This window comes from Dactylosporangium sp. NPDC051541 (assembly GCF_044454505.1).
In the GTDB taxonomy this organism is placed as follows: Bacteria; Actinomycetota; Actinomycetes; order Mycobacteriales; family Micromonosporaceae; genus Dactylosporangium.
The window spans coordinates 543,403-561,501 of the sequence record NZ_JBITDU010000002.1; the positions used below are offsets into that span (position 1 = coordinate 543,403).

The 18,099-nt window shown below is 71.1% G+C and carries 18 protein-coding genes; 11 read left to right on the forward strand and 7 right to left on the reverse strand.

What is annotated here, in order from left to right; genetic code table 11:
* The first annotated feature begins 110 nt into the window (after positions 1–110).
* The 3 genes from ACIA8L_RS10585 (at position 111) to ACIA8L_RS10595 (ending at position 4,663) form a co-directional block, all read left to right on the forward strand.
* Positions 111–2,399 carry a putative bifunctional diguanylate cyclase/phosphodiesterase gene (locus ACIA8L_RS10585; RefSeq protein WP_395902745.1) on the forward strand — a complete coding sequence of 763 codons (2,289 nt, stop codon included), beginning with the start codon at positions 111–113 and terminating at the stop codon, positions 2,397–2,399.
* Positions 2,400–2,484: 85 nt separating this feature from the next.
* Entirely contained in the window at positions 2,485–2,958 is a 474-nt protein-coding gene (locus ACIA8L_RS10590; protein ID WP_395902747.1) for a hypothetical protein, read from the forward strand.
* A gap of 205 nt (positions 2,959–3,163) precedes the next feature.
* A complete protein-coding gene (locus ACIA8L_RS10595) occupies positions 3,164–4,663 on the forward strand; it encodes an MFS transporter (RefSeq protein ID WP_395902749.1) in 1,500 nt (499 codons plus the stop codon).
* A 7-nt stretch (positions 4,664–4,670) separates the two neighbouring features.
* Here the strand turns inward: ACIA8L_RS10595 and ACIA8L_RS10600 are convergent, their stop codons facing one another.
* Positions 4,671–5,003, reverse strand: coding sequence for an STAS domain-containing protein (locus ACIA8L_RS10600; RefSeq protein WP_395902750.1), 333 nt, complete (start codon positions 5,001–5,003; stop codon positions 4,671–4,673).
* Positions 5,004–5,451: 448 nt separating this feature from the next.
* On the opposite strand from ACIA8L_RS10600, the gene ACIA8L_RS10605 reads away from it, so the two are divergent.
* On the forward strand, positions 5,452–6,450 hold the full coding sequence (locus ACIA8L_RS10605) for a helix-turn-helix transcriptional regulator (protein ID WP_395902752.1): 999 nt from the start codon (positions 5,452–5,454) through the stop codon (positions 6,448–6,450).
* Between the two features lie 136 nt (positions 6,451–6,586).
* Positions 6,587–7,093, forward strand: a complete 507-nt coding sequence (locus ACIA8L_RS10610; RefSeq protein WP_395902753.1) for a hypothetical protein — start codon at positions 6,587–6,589, stop codon at positions 7,091–7,093.
* On the opposite strand, the gene ACIA8L_RS10615 is transcribed toward ACIA8L_RS10610, so the two are convergent.
* The gene (locus ACIA8L_RS10615; RefSeq protein WP_395902755.1) at positions 7,090–7,302 is read right to left on the reverse strand and encodes a hypothetical protein; all 213 of its coding nucleotides are present in this window, start codon (positions 7,300–7,302) and stop codon (positions 7,090–7,092) included. The genes ACIA8L_RS10610 and ACIA8L_RS10615 overlap by 4 nt on opposite strands.
* 351 nt (positions 7,303–7,653) lie before the next feature.
* Here ACIA8L_RS10615 and ACIA8L_RS10620 point away from each other — a divergent pair, with 351 nt between their 5' ends.
* The 3 genes from ACIA8L_RS10620 to ACIA8L_RS10630 all read left to right on the forward strand — a co-directional run bounded on the left by ACIA8L_RS10620 (position 7,654) and on the right by ACIA8L_RS10630 (position 9,388).
* Positions 7,654–7,848 (forward strand): DUF397 domain-containing protein, encoded by a 195-nt coding sequence (locus ACIA8L_RS10620; RefSeq protein ID WP_395902756.1) that lies wholly within the window; start codon positions 7,654–7,656, stop codon positions 7,846–7,848.
* A gap of 107 nt (positions 7,849–7,955) precedes the next feature.
* Positions 7,956–8,885, forward strand: coding sequence for an intradiol ring-cleavage dioxygenase (locus ACIA8L_RS10625; RefSeq protein WP_395902758.1), 930 nt, complete (start codon positions 7,956–7,958; stop codon positions 8,883–8,885).
* Positions 8,886–8,932: 47 nt separating this feature from the next.
* Positions 8,933–9,388, forward strand: coding sequence for a pyridoxamine 5'-phosphate oxidase family protein (locus ACIA8L_RS10630; RefSeq protein ID WP_395902760.1), 456 nt, complete (start codon positions 8,933–8,935; stop codon positions 9,386–9,388).
* A 6-nt stretch (positions 9,389–9,394) separates the two neighbouring features.
* Here ACIA8L_RS10630 and ACIA8L_RS10635 read toward each other — a convergent pair whose 3' ends face one another.
* Complete coding sequence (locus ACIA8L_RS10635; protein WP_395902762.1) at positions 9,395–10,117, reverse strand: class I SAM-dependent methyltransferase; 723 nt, start codon at positions 10,115–10,117, stop codon at positions 9,395–9,397.
* A gap of 101 nt (positions 10,118–10,218) precedes the next feature.
* Between ACIA8L_RS10635 and ACIA8L_RS10640 the strand changes: the two genes are divergently transcribed.
* Positions 10,219–11,025, forward strand: coding sequence for a helix-turn-helix domain-containing protein (locus ACIA8L_RS10640; protein ID WP_395902764.1), 807 nt, complete (start codon positions 10,219–10,221; stop codon positions 11,023–11,025).
* A 93-nt stretch (positions 11,026–11,118) separates the two neighbouring features.
* Here the strand turns inward: ACIA8L_RS10640 and ACIA8L_RS10645 are convergent, their stop codons facing one another.
* The gene (locus ACIA8L_RS10645; protein ID WP_395902766.1) at positions 11,119–14,187 is read right to left on the reverse strand and encodes an ExeM/NucH family extracellular endonuclease; all 3,069 of its coding nucleotides are present in this window, start codon (positions 14,185–14,187) and stop codon (positions 11,119–11,121) included.
* A gap of 408 nt (positions 14,188–14,595) precedes the next feature.
* Positions 14,596–15,573 (reverse strand): helix-turn-helix transcriptional regulator, encoded by a 978-nt coding sequence (locus ACIA8L_RS10650; RefSeq protein WP_395902768.1) that lies wholly within the window; start codon positions 15,571–15,573, stop codon positions 14,596–14,598.
* A 50-nt stretch (positions 15,574–15,623) separates the two neighbouring features.
* Between ACIA8L_RS10650 and ACIA8L_RS10655 the strand changes: the two genes are divergently transcribed.
* Complete coding sequence (locus tag ACIA8L_RS10655) at positions 15,624–16,073, forward strand: hypothetical protein (protein ID WP_395902770.1); 450 nt, start codon at positions 15,624–15,626, stop codon at positions 16,071–16,073.
* On the opposite strand, the gene ACIA8L_RS10660 is transcribed toward ACIA8L_RS10655, so the two are convergent.
* Together ACIA8L_RS10660 and ACIA8L_RS10665 are read right to left on the reverse strand one after the other, a co-directional pair.
* A complete protein-coding gene (locus ACIA8L_RS10660; RefSeq protein WP_395902772.1) occupies positions 16,060–16,827 on the reverse strand; it encodes an aldo/keto reductase in 768 nt (255 codons plus the stop codon). The genes ACIA8L_RS10655 and ACIA8L_RS10660 overlap by 14 nt on opposite strands.
* Entirely contained in the window at positions 16,824–17,420 is a 597-nt protein-coding gene (locus ACIA8L_RS10665) for a TetR family transcriptional regulator (RefSeq protein WP_395902774.1), read from the reverse strand. The genes ACIA8L_RS10660 and ACIA8L_RS10665 overlap by 4 nt, the downstream gene beginning before the upstream one ends.
* 244 nt (positions 17,421–17,664) lie before the next feature.
* On the opposite strand from ACIA8L_RS10665, the gene ACIA8L_RS10670 reads away from it, so the two are divergent.
* On the forward strand, positions 17,665–18,099 hold the full coding sequence (locus ACIA8L_RS10670; protein WP_395902776.1) for a DUF6582 domain-containing protein: 435 nt from the start codon (positions 17,665–17,667) through the stop codon (positions 18,097–18,099).

Genomic DNA, 18,099 nt, shown 5'->3' on the forward strand with positions numbered 1-18,099 from the left:
CAAGGCGCAATGGCACCGAAAGTTGCGAAGGAGGCATGAAACTTCCGTGTCAGCCTGTGACCTGGGTGCAACCACTTGATCCGGACCGTTCGCGGCCGATATAGCAGTCCGTGACCGCCGAGCATCGTGCCCCGCTGCGCTACGTGGCGGCCACCGGCGCGCTCGCGGCGGCCGGGACGCTCTGGTACGTCCTGTGGTACTGCACCGGCATCGGCCCGGCCGCCGTGTCGTTCCTGTGGCTGCCGCTCGGCGCCGCCGTCACCGTGGCCGCCGTGTACGACCTGCTGCGGCGCGGGGCACTGACCGTACCCGCGAAACGGTTCTGGCGGTTGTTGCTCGTGTCTTTCTGCGGTGTCGGCGTCGGCTTCTCCGTGCTCGCCGCCGCCGGCTTCCGGGACACCTCCGTCCTGCCGGTCATGCCCCCGGCCGCGGCGGTGTGCTCGGGGATCGGCTTCCTCACCGCGATGTGGGCGATGGGCCGGGTCCCGCTCGGCATCAGCAGCGCCGGCGAGCGCTGGAAACAGTGGCTCGACCGGGCCATCGCGTTCCTCGGCGGCAGCACCGTGCTGTTCCACTTCGGCCTCGCCCCGATGCTCGGCGGCACCCGGGTGTGGAGCATCCAGGCCCTGGTGCTGCTCGGCATGTCGTTCGCGCTCGCGGTCGGCGGCATCACGAAGGTCGCCTACATCGCGGGCGGCCCCGTCGACCGGGTCGCGCTGCGCCTGATCGGCCTGTGCGGGCTGTGCGGCGCGGGCGTCGCCGTGTGCATGGTCCTCGGCGGCGACCCCGGCACCGTCCCGGCCCAGGCCGTCGTCATGCCGATCGCCCCGCTGCTCGGCACCGTCGCCGTGCGCCGCCAGTGGACCGCCGGCGCCGAACGCCGCAGCCGGGCCAACATCTGGCTGCCGTACCTCGCCGTCGCCGCCGTCGACGTGCCCCTCATCGCCGTCATCCCGGGCGCGCTCACCTGGACCGACAAGCTCGTCATCCTGTCCTCGGTGCTGGTGACCGGGCTGGTCACGATCCGGCAGTTCGTCGCCTTCCGGGAGAACGCCCGGCTGCTGCGCGAGAAGCGGCTCTCCGAGGAGCGCCTCCAGCACGAGGCCACCCACGACGGCCTGACCGGGCTGGCCAACCGGGCCCTGTTCCGCCGCCGGCTCGGCGAGCAGCTCGACCGCGGCGGCGCGACCGTCCTGCTGGTCGACCTGGACGACTTCAAGACCATCAACGACTCGCTGGGCCACGACGTCGGCGACGACCTGCTCATCGCCGTCGCCGACGTGCTGCGCGCCGAGACCGTCACCGACGGCCTGCCCGTGCGCCTCGGCGGCGACGAGTTCGCGGTCCTCATCACCGAGGCCACGGTCCTCGGCGAGACCATCGCGCAGCGCATCCTCGACGCGTTCGCGGGGGCGCTGAGCGCGCACCGCCTCCTCGTCCACGCCAGCATCGGCATCGCGACGGCGCACACCGGCACACCCCTGGACCGCCTCCTGCGCGACGCCGACGTGGCCATGTACGCGGCCAAGCAGCGGGGCAAGGCGAACTGGGTGCGGTACCACGACGGCATGGAACAGCCGGTGGCCGACCACGCCCAGCTCGGCGGCGAACTGCGCCGGGCCCTCGACGCCGGCGAGTTCACCGTCCACTACCAGCCCATCATGTCCCTGCACAACGGCCGCATCGTCGGCGTCGAAGCCCTGGCCCGCTGGCGCCACCCGACCCGCGGCCTCGTCGCCCCGGCCGAGTTCATCCCGGCCGCGGAGAGCACCGGCCTGATCGTCCCCCTGGGCCGCTTCGTCCTGCGCGAGGCGTGCCGCCAGGCCGCCGCCTGGCTCGCCGAGTTCGGCCCCGACGCCCTGCAGAAGTTCGGCCCCAACGTCTCCGCCCGCCAGCTCCACGACCCCGACTTCGTCACCGACGTCCAGGCCGCCCTGGCCGAGACCGGCCTGCCCGCGGACCGCCTGGTGCTCGAGCTGACCGAGTCGGCGGTACTGCGCGGGCAGCAGGTCTCCCGCGCCCTGTACCAACTGCACGCCCTGGGCGTCCGCATGGCCCTCGACGACTTCGGCACGGGCGAGTCGTCACTTTCGCTGCTGCGCTCCTTCCCGGCCGCGATCATCAAACTCGACAAGAGCTTCGTGGACGGCATCGAACTGGACGAGCCCGGCTCCCCCGAGGCCGACGCCCGTCAAGCGGTCGCGCGAGCCGTGATGCAGCTGGCCCTGGCTTTGGGCCTGGACACGGTGGCCGAGGGCATCGAGAACCAGGCCCAGGCCGACCGTCTGCTGGAACTGGGCTACTCACTGGGCCAGGGCTACCACCTGGCCCGCCCGATGCCGGCGGAAGCAATGACCGCACTCCTGGCCGCCCAAAAAAACCTGTTCGCGCCTGCGTAGGATTGACCAGCCAACCAACCGGCCGCTGTTTCTTGCGCCGAAGGCCCCGCGCCATGACGTGAACGTCCACAGCTGGGTCACCGCGGTGCCTAGGAGGATTTCTTCCTGTCTGGAAGCGGCGGTCACCTACCTCACCGGGCTGCCCTACGTCGACACGGTCGGCATGGTCGGCGAGGCGACCACCATCACGGTCTACAGCGAAACCGAGCCCGACGCGGCCAACTACCGCCCGGCACCGGGAGCCGACGACTACTACCTCAATCCGGCCCGCGGCAACGTACCCGAGTACCGGAACGAACTCGACGTGGCTTCGTGGGAGCACTGGCACTCGTTCGAGGCGTTGCGCCGGGCCTCATCGGTCACCACCCCGACGATCGTCGTGCACTCCGACCAGAGCGCCCTGCCCGGCAACGCCAGGAAACTCTACGAGGCCGTTCAAGGTCCCAAGGAACTGGTGTGGTCGGACGGGAACCACTTCGACTACTACGACTCGCCGACACAGATGGACAACGCGGTCGCGAACGTGACCCGGTTCTTCCGCACCCATCTCGCGGCCTGATGCCGTCTGAAGCCCAGCATGCCTACGTCGAGGGCCGCGCCCGGCATGCCAACCGGCGCCCGGTGCGCTCGGGTTCTCCACCTTCTCGACCGGCGCCGGTTGCTGTTGTGGAGCCGGGTGGGCGCGAGGGTGCGGGTGGCGCTCAGGAAGCCGTGGTGTCAGCCGATCGGGCAGCGCGACAACGACTGCTGACCGGAGAGGCGCCATGACGACGACCACCACCCGACCGGGGACGAAGCGGGCCGTCCGGGCCGCGGCCGTGGAGCATCCGCACCACGCGCGGCGGTGGGCCATTCTCGGTGTGCTCGGCCTCGCGCAGCTCATGGTGGTGCTCGACGCCACGATCGTGAACATCGCGCTGCCGTCGGCGCAGCGGGCGCTGGGGTTCTCCAACGAGTACCGGCAGTGGATCGTCACCGCCTATGCGCTGGCGTTCGGGGCGCTGCTGCCGCTCGGCGGGCGGGTCGGTGACCTCATCGGGCGCAAGACGACGCTGATCGTCGGGCTCATCGGGTTCGCGGCCGCGTCGGCCGTCGGCGGGGCGGCGCAGGGGTTCGGGATGCTGGTCGGGGCGCGGGCCGCGCAGGGCGCGTTCGGGGCGCTGCTGGCCCCGGCCGTGCTGTCGCTGCTGACCACGACGTTCACGGACGCGAAGGAGCGGGCCAAGGCGTTCGGCATCTACGGTGCCATCGCCGGTGCCGGCGGCGCGACCGGGCTGCTGCTCGGCGGGGTGCTGACCGAGTATCTCGACTGGCGCTGGTGCATGTACGTCAACGTCGTCTTCGCCGTGCTCGCCAGCATCGGCGCCCTGTCGCTGCTGCACAACCAGCGCGGCGGCGCCGGGCACCGGCTCGACGTGCCGGGCACGCTGACGGTCTCGAGCGGGCTGTTCGCGCTCGTCTACGGCTTCGCCAACGCCGAGACCCACGCCTGGGGCAGCCCGGCCGTGTGGGGCTGGCTCGTCGCCGCCGTGGTGCTGCTGACCGCGTTCGTCGTCATCGAGACCCGGGTCGCCCACCCGCTGATCCCGCTGCGCGTCCTGCTCGACCGCACCCGCGGCGGTGCGCTGCTCACGGTCCTCACCCTCGGTGTCGGCATGTTCGCCGTCTTCCTGTTCCTGACCTACTACCTGCAGCAGAACCTCGGCTTCAGCCCGATCCGCAGCGGCGCCGCGTTCCTGCCGATGATCGGGGCCCTGGCCGTCACCGCGACCACCGCCACCAGCGTCGTCGTCCCGCGGGTCGGCCCGCGCCCGCTCGTCCCGGCCGGCTTCCTCATCGCCGCCGCGGGCATGCTGTGGCTGACCGGCCTCGACGTGCACTCGGGCTACGCCGGGAGCATCCTGGGCCCGCTGATGGTCACCGGCGTCGGGTTCGGCCTGGCCATGGCCCCCGCGATGACCGCCGGCACGTCCGGTGTGGCCCCGGCCGACGCCGGTGTCGCCTCGGCCCTGGTGAACACCGCGCAGCAGGTCGGCGGCTCGGTCGGCACGGCCGTGCTGAGCACGATCGCGTCCAGCGCGCTCACCGGCGCCCTGGCCGGCAAGACGCCCACCGCGCAGACCATGGCGGCCGCGGCGATCGACAGCTACACGACGACGTTCACCTGGGTGGCCGGCTTCTTCCTGGTCGGCGCGGTCGTCAGCGGGCTGCTGCTGCGCACCGGCCCGCTGCCGACGGGCGCGGAGCCGGCCGCGCACATGTGACACCGGGTCACGCCGCGGCGAGGCCCGCGGGCAGGGTGTTGACGATCGTGAAGATCTGATCCAAAGCGGTCAGCCGCAGCGTGCGCAGGAGCCGCTCGTGCGGGCTGACCAGGGTCAACCCCTGCCCGCGGCCAACCAGCCGGTGATAGATACTGACCAGCACGCCGAGCGCGCTGGAGTCGATGAACTGCACGGCCGCGACGTCGACGTAGAGGGCCGCCTGGTGCTCGTCGAGCACCGCGTGCAGGTATCGCCGCAGCTCCGGCGACGTGGCGATGTCCAGATCACCGGCGGCGGTCACGACGGTGGCGTCCAGGCCCCGCTGCATCGACAACTCCACAGGGCCTCCACATCCGGGTCACCGGCCCACCCGGACCGTGGCGACGATCGTAGCGCGACCAGCTCCGCGCGCCAGGTATTGACCGTTGCGCGCCGCGACGGTCCGGTCACCGATCACCCCGGCAACAGCGATCGCAAGGCCAGCCGGAGCACGCCAGCCTCGGCAGACGCGGTTCCGAGACCATGTAAATAGCTGCGGCACGCCTCCCCGACCACGCCATGGCCGCCCTTCGAGCCGTCACGAGGCTGGGTTACGAAACAAGGATCTTCAGCCACCTGGGCCAGCAGTATGCAACATCACACCGATGCAGGCTATGATTTACCCGAAGCAGCGAAATGCTACCTCGCAAGATCACAAACCAGCAGCAGGAGGGCTACCGAAATGACGGTGAGCATTCCAAGGACCCGTCAGGCTACCTCCTCTCAGATTGCTACCGGGAGACCGACGTATGACCACTCGCAGGCCAGGGCCGGCCGTCGCGAAACGGCAGCTCAGGCTCAAGCTGCGGCAGGGGCGTCTCGACGCCAACATGACGCAGAATGACATCGCGGAGGCCACCGGATGGTCGCCGTCCAAGGTGCTACGACTCGAAAACGGCCAGACGCCGATCTATCCGGCCGACATGCTCGCGCTCCTGACACTGCTGCCGAGTCTCGGCAACGAGCGCGACGAACTCCTGCAGCTCGTCAAAGACGCCCGTCGCCCCACTCTCTCGAACAGGTACAGCGATGTGCTGCCACCACCGTTTGCGGAGTGGCTCGAGCATGAGGCGTACGCCGTGCACGTCTATCAGTTCGAAAACCAGTTCGTCCCTGGCGTACTGCAGACGGACGCATACGCCACCGGGATCGTGAACGGCATCCTCGGCCGGGGCACAGATCCCACCCGCACGCAGAAGGTCATCGATGCCCGCATCGAGCGGGCCGAACCCCTTCTCGGCCCTGAAGGACCGCGGATGGACTTCATCATCGATGAAGCGAGCCTGCGTCGGGCGGTCGGCAATGAAGACGGTTCCAAAGGGCTCAAGCCGATGATCGACCAGCTGCAGCACCTCAAACGCCACAACACCATGGGCCGGGCCGCCCTCGGTGAGACGATCGAACCTGAGATCAACCCGGCCATCTCGGTCCAGATCTGGCCGATGATCAAGGGTGCCTACAGCGGCCTCGGCGGGCCGTTCGAACTGATCGAATTCCCGGGTGGCGACATCAACCCGATGGTCTACTTCGAGAACCGCGACGGCGATGCGATCGTCCGCGATGACGTCGAGGTCATCGCCCAGTATCTCGACCTCTTCGCCGAACTGAAGCAGGAGGTTCCGTCGGCCGCCGACACCAACCGTCATCTCGACACCATAATCGAATTGATGGAAAACGGTCAGAACGGCATCGAACTGTCCCCTCGCCCTGCCCGTAAGCCGCGGAAAACAACGCCAGCCGCGGGCTGAGCAGGACTGGCACATTCTCGCTCAACCTTTTCGGATGGGGTCTGCGAATGGAACACAGCGACCGCCGCGATGTGCGATCCAGGTGCACCGCGCAGGCCCCATCCGGCCGCGACCAGACGTCGCGCGAGGAGCTACCGTGACCATCGAACCGTCCGGCACGTCCGACCGCCCCTGGCGACCCTCGCCCGATCCTGAGCACGATCGGCCGAGCACCTGGATCGGGCTGTGGTCGGACTTGATCCAGATGCTTGAGCGGGTGCTCGGCCGTCAAGCCGAGGTTGAGCATCTCGAACGGTTGTTGATCAAGCCCATTATGAGGATCGTGTACTGCTTCGCCGGCCTGACGGCGGTGGCAGTGACTGCGTACGCGATGCGTGGAGTGACACTTGACCTCGGCGCGGTGGGTCGGATCGGATTTCCCTGGGTTGCCGGCGGATCAGGCTTCCTCATCTTCGGCTCTGCGCTTGCCATCGGGCGAGTCCGCCGGAAGCGGCGCCGTCGCGCACTCACGAATGCGCCAACCAGCGCGGTGATCGATGTGATCGCGACACCGGTTGAGCCCTTGGCCGCGCTGCCACATCCACCGAAGCGCAATAAGGGGCACACACAGAACCGGCGCAAGCGCCGCCGTCACCGCCGCTAGGACAATGGAGCCCGATCGGTGGACCGTCGGCGACCGAGCGGAATGAGCGCAAGGTCGGCGAGCGCACCAGCAGCGATCGCCAGAGCAATCAAAAAGATGAGACGGGCGGCCGAACCGAGCCACGACCAACCCGTGGAGAGGGTGATCAGAAGGCCGACGACTTGAGCGAAGCCGGTCACGACAACGCCGGCAGCGGCGGAGTAACCCATCAGTTTCACCCAGTGACGCACTCTGGGTCGAGTCTCGGGCGTTACGGTGTGGGTCGCCATCACACCTCCCACGTCGAGCCGTCAACGACCACCCGCCGGCAGTCGCGCGGGGCGGTTGGAGCCGTACCGGAAGCCTAGCGTGCCGCGGCCCGGCTGGGACCACCTTCCGGCCGGTAACCTCCGGCCGTTCAGCCCGGTCCGACGGGCGACCAGGCGAAACGTTCCGGACAATTTTCTGGCATTATTGATGACCTTCAAACCAATGTATTCTTGGCACATACGTGCTTGGTCGCAGCCGGAGTGCACGCCAGGTCAGTTTCCGACGGCGACGACGACGCTGGAGGACGCCCCGTGCGCAGCGAAAGCCCGCAATACCAATGGCGGAAAAGTTCGAGGAGTGGCGGCACCAACTGTGTCGAAGCGGCCATGGCGTCGGACCGAGTGATCGTCCGGGACTCCAAGTGTTCGGCCGGGCCGACGATTTCGTTCCTGGCCGCTGACTGGACCGCCTTCGTCCAGGCGCTCCAGCGGGACCAGCTCGCGTAAGCGCGACCGACACCGAACCAGCATGAGCCGAGCCGGCGCCTTGCCGGGCACCTGAACCCACAGCCCGCTGCCAGGCTGCTCACAGGTACTGCGGCCAGCCTGGACGCATGGACGACACCAGGTATGAGGGCCGCCCGCTCCCCCGGCCGGACGAGGAACTCACGGACCAGGGGCTCGGCTTCGACATCGGGACGATCCTGCGGCGGCGGCAGGTGCTGCGGGCGTTCGGGCTCGGCGCGGCCGTGGTCGGCCTGACCGCGGCGTGCAGCGACGACCTCGACGCGAGCAGCCCGTCGGCGGCGAGCTCCACCGGCACCGGCACCGGCACGAGCACGGCGGCCGCCGGTGAGATCCCGGACGAGACCGCCGGGCCGTATCCGGGCGACGGGTCCAACGGGCCCAACGTGCTGAGCGAGAGCGGCGTGGTGCGCGGCGACATCCGGTCCTCGTTCGGCTCCGCCTCGGGCACCGCGGCGGGCGTGCCGATGACCCTGGAGCTGTCCATTGTGGACACGGCCAGTGGGAGCACGCCGTTCGCCGGGGTCGCGGTGTACGTCTGGCACTGCGACCGCGAGGGGCGCTACTCGCTGTACACGCAGGGCGCCGAGGACCAGAACTACCTGCGGGGCGTGCAGATCGCCGACGCGCAGGGCCGGGTCCGGTTCACGAGCATCTTCCCGGCCTGCTACTCGGGGCGGTGGCCGCACATCCACTTCGAGGTGTACCCCGACCAGGCCAGCATCACCGCGTCGTCGAAAGCCATCGCCACGTCCCAGGTCGCGCTGCCGAAGGCCACCTGCGACGCCGTCTACGCCACGTCCGGCTACTCCGCCTCGGTGCCGAACCTGTCCCGGGTCACACTGCAGAGCGACAACGTCTTCGGCGACGACGCCGGCGCCCTGCAGCTCGGCGCCGTCACCGGCAACGTGACCAGCGGGTTCAACGTCTCGCTGGTCGCCCGCGTCGACACCCGCACCGCACCCGCGGCCGGTGGGACGGGGCCCGGAGGCGGCGGCGCGCCGCCCGGGCCGCGATGACGCTGTCGCGTTGCCAACCCGGCCGCCCGGGGTGGAATCATGACGGCATGACGGCATGGCAGGACGTCGAGCGGGCGGAGCCGGAGTTCGCGGGGCGGGTCCGGGCGCTGTTCGACGCGCACCGGCACAAGACGATCGCGACCGTGCGGGCCGACGGCGGGCCGCGCATCTCCGGGATCGAGGCGACGTTCGAGTCCGGGGAGCTGTGGTTCGGCTCGATGGCGCGCGCCCGCAAGGGTGCCGACCTGCGCCGCGACCCGCGGTTCGCCCTGCACGGCGGCACCGTCGACCCGATCGAGGGCGCGGAGGCGCAGTGGCCCGGTGAAGTCAAGATCAGCGGCCGGGCCCGGCCGGCCGACGCGCACCCGGAGCACGGCGACGGCGACCGCTTCCGGGCCGACATCGCCGCGGTTGTGCACACCCACCTCAACCCGGAGGCCACCCTGCTCGTCGTCGAGTGGTGGACCCCGGAGCAGGGCCTGCGCCGCGCCGAGCGGGAGTGAGGCACGTCAGGGGCGCTCGGCGGTGACCACGCGGGAGGGCAGGAACGGACCGCCCCACCAGCAGCGCGGGCCCAGGTTGCGGCGGGCGGTGGTGGTGAGGCCGAGCGAGCGCAGCCGGGCCACGTAGGCGCCGGTGTGCAGCAGGTCCACGATCGCCAGCCGCCCGCCCGGGCGCAGGACCCGCACCGCCTCGTCGAGCGCGGCCCGCCGCCCGGCCGCCGACTGGATGTTGTGGATGACGAAACTGCTGACGACGACGTCGAACGTGGCGTCTGGGAACGGCAGCTTCGTGATGTCGCCGGTGTGCACCTCGACCCGGTCCGAAACCCCTTCCAGCTCGGCGTTGCGCAGCGTCACCGGCGGCGCGTTGCCGGTCTGGTCGGCCTGCCACAGGTCGACCCCCGTGGCCCGCCCGCCCGGCAGCCGCCGCGCCGCCGCCAGCAGCACCGCGCCGCGCCCGCACCCGAGGTCGAGCAGCTCCTCGTCACCGCGCAGCCGCAGCCCGTCGAGAATGCCGTCCCACGCGCGGAACTTGCCGGCTCGCGTGGTGTACACGTAAAAGCCGACGAACAATGCCAGCCCCAGCGAAGCCAGAGCGAAATAGGCGCTCACGACGACGGCCAGGACGCCGAACCCGCCGATCAGCACGGCCAGAATCGCCACCTGCCCGGCCGCCGGCACCACACTGAAGTCCCCGTCGAATCCATAGTTTCCACGACGCTCACGCATAAGCGCCAATTCTTCGCGGGGGTACTGCCGGGAGGCTTGTAGAAATGTTCCCGCCGCCGCGGCCAGAACCTACCTCGCCGGATCCGTGCCACGATGGCGGGGTGCTGGATCTCGCGGGATCGCGGCCGGGAGCCCCCGGCGTGCGCATGGCCGGCTTCACCGACGACGGCCGCCATCGAGCCCGGGACGGCTTCCGGATCGTGCCCCGCCCGGCCGTGACCGTCGTGCTGGACTTCGGCGCGGACCGCCCCGTCCTGACCGACCCCGCCGGCCGTGAGCATCGGGGCAGCCTGGCCGCCGGGGTCGGCTACGGCCAGGGCGGCGCCGCCCACGTCCGCGGCCGCCGCGTCGCCTGCCTGCAACTGCGCCTGTCCCCGCCGGCCGCCGGGCGTCTGCTCGGCTGCTCCCCCGCCGACCTCGCCGGCACCGTGACCGACCTGGACGCCGTCTGGGGCCGCGGCGCCTCCCACCTGCGCGAGCGACTCGCCGCGGCGACATCCTGGCCGGAGCGCTTCGCCCTCACCACCGCCACCCTCATGGCCCGCGACCCGAGCGCCGCGCTGACCGTGGACCCGGAAGTGGCGTGGGCGTGGCGCCGCATCGTCACCGGCCACGGCCTGATCCGGGTCGACGGCCTGGCCGGCGAGGTCGGCTGGAGCCGCAAACGCCTGTGGTCGCGCTTCCAGGCCCAGCTCGGCCTGCCCCCGAAGCGCGCCGCCCGGCTGATCCGCTTCGACCGCGCCGTCCACCGCCTGGTCACCGGGGCCCGCCCGGCCCGGGTCGCCGCGGACACCGGCTACACGGACCAGTCCCACCTGCACCGCGACGTGGTGGCATACACGGGCGTCACCCCGGCCGCGGTCCCCGACGAACTCTGGCTGACCAGCGCCGACATCCACCGGCCTTAGGTCCTGAATCGTGAAGCGCGGCGAGCGGGGCGGCTCACAGCGTGGAAACGGGGCCGCCCTTCCGGAGAAGGACGGCCCCGCGGCGGGCGGCGATCAGGGGACGAGCTGCCAGGGGCCCCAGGGCTGAGCGCCCGGGATCTGGTTGCGGGTCCACCACTTGGCGACGTACTTCTTGTCCTGGTACACGACGACGTCACCCTCTTCGAAGATGCGCGACGCCGTCCAGAGGGCGGTGCCGTCCGGGGTCGTGGCGATCTGCTGCCACGCGCCGTACGGGTTGCCCGGGACCTGGTTGCGGTTGTACCACGACGAGTACCACAGCGATCCGTTGTACGTCACGAGGTCGCCCTCGTGATAGACGGTGGACGAGTTCCACGCCGGGGCGGCCGGGGTGACGGGGGCGTTGATGCCCACGACGACCGGGTCGTGATCCGAGGCGGCGAACGGGTCCGCGCCGTTGAACAGCTGGGTCGCGTTGTAGTTGTAGCGGCTGTACGAGTAGGCGATCGCCTCTTGCGCGTTGATCTGCCAGACGTCGGCCCCGGTCACGAGGGCGCGCGCGCCCGCGTTGGCCAGGACGTGGTCGAGCGAGCCCTGCAGGCCGTCGAAGGAGTACGTCTGCTCCGACGGGTCCAGGTTGGAGCCCAGGTCGGTGTAGCCGGCCTGGTAGAGCACCTGCAGCGGGTCTTCCTGGGTGTACGAGTTGAGGTCGCCGACCAGGAAGATGCGGTTGGTGCCGATGACCGACGCCGCCGTGTTGGCGAACGCCACGGTGTCCTGCGCCTCGCGGACCCGGGTCGCGTTGAACGAGCCCTGGTTGTTCGCGGGCGAGGACGTGTCCTCGGCGTCGCCGTCGTACAGCGGGTCGCCGGCGCCCTTGGACTTCCAGTGGTTGGTGACGACCAGGAACGCGTCCGCGTTCTGGGCGCCCACCTTCTTGAAGCCCTGCGCGAGCGGCTCGCGGGCGATCGAGAACGGCTGGCCCGGAGCCGACGACGTCAACAGGATCGTCGACGCCCCGACCAGGGCCACGTCCGCCGGCTTGTAGATGAACGCCGAGCGGATGACGTCCTCGTCGGCCAGGGCCGGGAGCTTGTCGGCGCTCGGCGAGGGCACATACGCCCACACGTTCGCGCCGGCCGCCGCGTTGAGGGCGTCGACGAGCTGGGCCAGGGCCGTGTCACGGGCCTCGCCGAACTTCGCCGAGTTCTCGACCTCTTCGAGGGACACGATGCTCGCACCGAGCCGGTTGATGCCGGTCACGATCTTCGCCTGCTGCCGCTGGAAGCTGGCGTCGTTCGCGGCACCGCGCGGACCCGCGGCGTTGTTGGGACCGGTGCAGGAGCGCACCGCGATGTGGTTGCCGGCCCGGTCGTCGTACCAGGTGCAGGTGCCGAGCCCGGCCGCGACGTACCGCTCGCCCGTCATCGGGAAGTAGTTCTCGACGTTGAACGTGGCCAGGCGCAGGTTGCCGCCGACGTTGGCGGGCTGCGCGTTGGCCGTGCGGGTGTCGCTGAACGTGGCGACGGCCGCCCCGTCGTCGGTGACCTGCTTCGTCGGCTGGAAGTTCCAGAGCGAGAAGCGGTACTCCAGGATCACCGGCTGATGGAACGTGACCTTCGACCCGATGCTGACCGCGTTCGTCGGCGTGAACCACGGCAGTGGCGTGCCGGCGTTGGCGGCCGAGCTGTAGTTGACGCTCGCACCGTCGTCGAGGGTCACCGAGCGGGCCGCGTTGTCGGCCACCACGGCCTGCGCCTCGGCGCTGCCCGGGCGGCCCGCGTCCGTCGGCTGGCGCAGGGGCGCGTCACCGGCGGCGAGGGTGAAGGAGCCGTACCAGTTCGCGTCGTAGTTGTCCGCGACGGTGAACGTGCCCTGCGGCGCGATCAGCTCACCCTCGTGGGCTTCCTTCTCCGCGTTCGTGTCGAGGCTCGTCCACGGGATCGTGCCCGCCTTGACCGCCGGCAGCGGCGTGGCGAGCTTGGTCACCGACGGCGAGCTGATCTCGGTCTCGCCCTGGAACTCCTGGACGGTACCGCTGACCCGCACGCTGTCGCCGATGCTCACCTGCCCGGCCGAGTTGGACCCGAACACGAAGACCGCGTCGGAGGCGCCCGGGGTCAGGTCCTCCGCCTCGGTCCCGCCGGCCCCGCCGGTCTCCAGGAAGAAGCCGTTGAAGCCGCCGGTCGTGTAGACCGCGGTGACGACGCCCTCGGTGGTCACGGCCTTCCCGCTGTAGGGCGAGGTGTCCGTGTTCGACCCTTGGATCGCGGCGATCGTGAGGACCTCGGTCGCGGCGTTCACCGTGACGGTGAACGTCGCCGACGCGCCGGCCCCGCCGTTGTCGGTCACCGTGACCGTCACCGACGAGGTGCCCGCCGCACCCGGCGTGCCCGTGATCACTCCGGAGGAGCTGATCGAGAGCCCGTTCGGAAGACCAGAGGCGTTCCAGGTGTACGGTGTGCTGCCGCCCGAAGCCGACAGCGTCAACGGCGCGATGGCCGTGCCCACGGTCGCGCTCTGCGGCCCCGGGTTGGTGACGGCCAGGCTGCTCGTGCCCCCGTCCGACGCCGCGTTCTGCGGTGCCGGCGTCGCCGTCTGGAAGTCGGCGGCGTTGTTGTCGGTGTCCGCGCCGGCCGCGCCCCGCTGGTAGCTGAGCACCAGCGAGTTGCCGGTCGTGACGGACCCCTCGGGGGAGTTGCTGGTGCCCCAGCCGATCTTGTCGATGACCGACGGGTCGGTCGGCAGCACCCCGGTGGCGCTGGCGGCGAGGAACAGCGTCCCGCCGCCGGCCCCCGGGTTGATGCTGGTGCCGGTGTTCAGGTCCGGCGTCGGCAGCGGCGCACCCGGGTTGGTGGTCGCCCCGTTGCCCGGCAGCATGATCAGGAAGTGGCCGTGTGCGGCCACCGTCCCGGTCAGCGTGAACACCTGCGCTCCGCTCGGCACGACCGTGCTGGTGGGCGCCCGGTACTGCAGCGTGTCCCCACTCAGCGGGATCGGGCTCGCGGTCGGGTTGTACAACTCGATGAACTTGTTGATGTAGCTCGCACCCGCCGAGCCACCGTTGACATAGGCCTCACTGATCACCAGCCCCGTCCCCGCCGGGTTGGCGGCGGCCGGGCCGGCGATGAACGGGAGGGACTGGCCTGCCAGGCATGCCATTGCCAGGGATAATGCGACGGTGACCCGCCGGACGAGCGCACGGGACATAGACCCGGACCTCCAGGTGGTCGGTTACAGTTGCCGCCGGCCCGCAGGCCGACCTCGGGACGCTAGGCGCCCGACTGCGACTGCCGGCAGACGACGGCTGAACGGCGTGTAAACCCTATGGCAGATCCGCGCGATATCGCGTGACGATAGGGCCGAATATAGGGCCGGTTCAACCGGTCAGAAATGCGACCCGGCCCATTCCGCCGCCGCATTCATCCATTGATATCGAATCATCCGGACGGCCGGGTGAGCTTCACCTCGCCTCCATCGACCGCCGTTACGGTCGGGCTCGCACGGCACCCAGCGAGCGTCCGCCGCCGGGCCCCGGTCGGCTGTCCTACCTTGTGAAAAAGCCCGAGGTCAGCCGCCGTACAGTGCGGCCATCGCCTTGGTGGTGGTGCTCATGCGCGTGACCAGCTCGGGCGGGGAGACGGCCCGGACCTCGGCGCCGAGGCGCAGCAGCGCGGCGGTGGCGTGCTCGATGCTCTCCAGCGGCACCGTCGCCGTGTGCCAGCCGTCCGGCCCCGGGTCGGTGATCGTCGCCATGGCCCGGCGGGTGGCGCGCGGGCCCAGGACGGCCGGGAGCGCGGCCACGCCCGCCGGGGAGAGGTGGACGACCGCGTTCGCCGCGGACTCGGCGCGTTCGTAGCGGTCGACCTCGGTGTGCCAGTGCCCGGCCAGGTCGAAGCCGGGCGGGCGGGTGAACGTGGCCTCCAGGGTGCGCACGGTGCGGATGGCGGCGACCCGGTAGGTGTGCGGGGCGCCGCGGCCGGTCGCGATCAGATACCAGACGCCGGCCTTCAGGACCAGGCCGAGGGGGCTCAGGCGGCGGGTCACCTCGCCCGGGGCCGGGCTCCAGCGGCGGTAGCGGATCTCGATGCGGCGGTCCTGCCAGCACGCCTCGGCCACCGTCAGCAGGTGCGGGACGGGGTCGGGGGCGCTGTACCAGCCGGGGGCGTCGAGGTGGAAGCGTTCCCGGATGCGCAGGGAGGCGTCGCGGTAGGCCGTCGGCAGGGCGGCCATCAGCTTCAGCTCGGCCGCGGCCACCTGCGCGCCGAAGCCGAGCTCGGCCGCCGGGCCGCGCATGCCGGTCAGGAACAGCGACTCGGCCTCGTCGGCGGTGAGGCCGGTCAGGCGGGTCCGGTACCCGTCCATCAGCGCGTATCCGCCGGCCGGGCCCTGCTCGGCGTAGATCGGCACGCCGGCCGCGGCGAGGGCGTCGACGTCGCGGTACACCGTGCGCGTCGTGACCCCCAGCTCGGCCGCGAGCCGCGACGCGCTCATCCGGCCGTGGTTCTGCAGCAGCAGGAGGAGGGAGACGAGCCGGCTCGCGCGCACGTCCTGAGTCTGACAGAAGATGTCAGGGGTACCCCCGCAAGCTTTGCCGCATGAACGACTTCGACTTCTTCATCGGCTCCTGGAATGTCGTCAACCGCCGGCTGCGCACGCTGTTCGCCGGCTCCGACGACTGGTACACGTTCCCGGGCACGGCGGTGTGCCGGCCCCTCTTCGGCGGCGCCGGCAACATCGACGAGATCGAGTTCCCAACCGTCGGCTGGGCCGGGCTGACGCTGCGCCTGTTCGACGTGGAGCGCCAAACCTGGTCGCTGTACTGGGCCAGCAGCCGCACCGGCACCCTTGAGCCGCCCGTCACCGGCGCGTTCACCGGCGGCCGCGGCGACTTCTACGGCGACGAGACCCTCGAGGGCCGGCCGATCCGGGTGCACTACCTGTGGTCGGACATCACCGCCGACTCGGCCCGCTGGGAGCAGGAGTTCTCGGCCGACGGCGGCGCCACCTGGGAGTCGAACTGGGTCATGGAGTTCACCCGCCGCTGACCGGCACCTGGAGGGCGGCTCGGTCCTCCGGGTCGAGCTCCAGGCGCCCGGCGGCCATGTTCTGCTCCAGGTGGGTCAGGGCGGCGGTGCCGGGGATGGCGACAATCACCGGGGACGCGGCCAGCAGCCAGGCGAGGGCGGCCTGCGTCGGAGTCACGCCGTGGCGGGCGGCGACGGTGGCCAGGGCGGGCCGGTCGAGCGGGCGGCCGCCGCCGAGCGGGAAGTACGGCACGTAGGCGATCCCGTCCCGTTCGCAGTCCGCGAGCACCGGATCGTCGTGGCCGAGGTGGAACCGGTTCTGCACCGCGGCGACGGGGCCGGCCGCACGCGCCTCGGCGAGCTGGGCCCCGTCGACGTGGCTCAGGCCGGCGTCGCGGACGAGGCCCTCGGCGCGCAGCTCCAACAGCTGCGCGTACTGCTCGGCGACCGGCTCCCCGCCGGCCGGGCCCATCCCGCGCGTGCGCAGGTAGACCAGGTCGAGGCGGTCCTGGCCGAGCCGGCGCAGATCGCCGAGGACCTGCTCCCGCAGCGACCCGGGCGCCTCCCGGGTCACCTTCGTGGCGATGACGAGATCGTCCGGGTACGGCGCCAGCGCCTCCCGGATCAGCTCGTGCGCGTTGCCGTAGAGGGCGTGCGAGTCGATGTGCACGACGCCGAGCTCGACGGCCCGGCGCAGCAGTCGCAGGGCGACGTCCTTGGGCGGCACGGCGCGGCCGAGGGCGAGGCGCATCGCCCCGAGTCCGACGCGGTTCACGAGTCCTCCTCCAGCACGATGTGTCGGAGCGCCGCACGCAGTACCCCCGCGAAATCTGCTGGTGTTCGCACGGTGAGCCAGTGCCGGCCGGCCACCCGGACGGCGGCGGCTATGGCGGCCGCCTGCACGTCGGTGGTGAGCGGGTCGCGGGCGCCGGTGCGTTCGGCTATGGCGGCGGCCAGGGGCGCCTCGGCCATGGTGAATGCCTTCAGCGCCTCGCCCCGCAGCTCCGGGGTCGACATGATCATCGCCAGGCCGGCGCGGTCGGGCTCCGGGTCGGTGAACACGGTGACGGCGGCCTCGGTGACCGCCGCGCGGAGCGGCTCGGCGGCCGGGCGGGCCCGCAGGGCGCGGCCGAGGCGCTGGGCCCGGTCGGCCTGGAACGCGCAGATCGCCTCCTCGCGGCTGGCGAAGTAGTTGTTGTAGGTGCGCGGGGCGACCCCGGCGGCCGCGGCGATGTCGGCCACCCGGACCAGTTTCAGGCCGCCCGGCCCCTGTTCGATGGCGATGCGCAGTGCCGCGGCCGCGATCGCGTCGCGGGCCGCCCGCTTGTTGCGGTCGCGCAGGCCGGGCGGCTCCTCGTCGGCTTCCACGCGGCGACGGTACCAAAACATGCGCGGCACGCACCAGATGCGTGAGACGCAAAGACGGCAATTGCGTAATGGCCTTGGAACCGGGGTAGTCGCCGTGGACATGCAGACTGATCAAGTTGTGCGCCGGCCGGGGTCGGCGCCCCCGTCGATGCCGCCGCCACCCAAGCAGCCCGCCGCCGAGGAGCATCCGACCGAGCCGGCCGCCGAGCGGCATAGGTCCACCGCCGCCGGGTAAGCCGTATGCATGGCCGCAACCAGGAAGCGCTCCGGCACCCTCGACGCCGCCGAGCGCAACGCGATGTCCGACAGCACGTTCGCCTTCCCGCGGCTGCGCAAGGAGCCACTCAACGACGCCTCGCACGTGCGCAACGCGATCGCCCGCTTCGACCAGGTCCGCGACGCCAGCGACGCCGAGCGCGACGAGGCGTTCAAGCGCATCAAGCGGGCCGCGAAGCGCCACGGGGTGGAGGTGACCGAGTCCAGCTGGCGCGAGCTGGGCAAGCCGACCCGCACGATGAAATCCTCGGACCGGCCGCGCACCGCGACGAAGTCGGTGCGCAGCCAGCCCCGGTCCGAGCGGTCCCGCGACGAGCTCTACGCGGAGGCCAAGCGCCGCAACATCAAGGGCCGCTCCGCCATGAGCAAGGCCGAACTCGTGCAGGCCCTCGGGAGCCGCTGA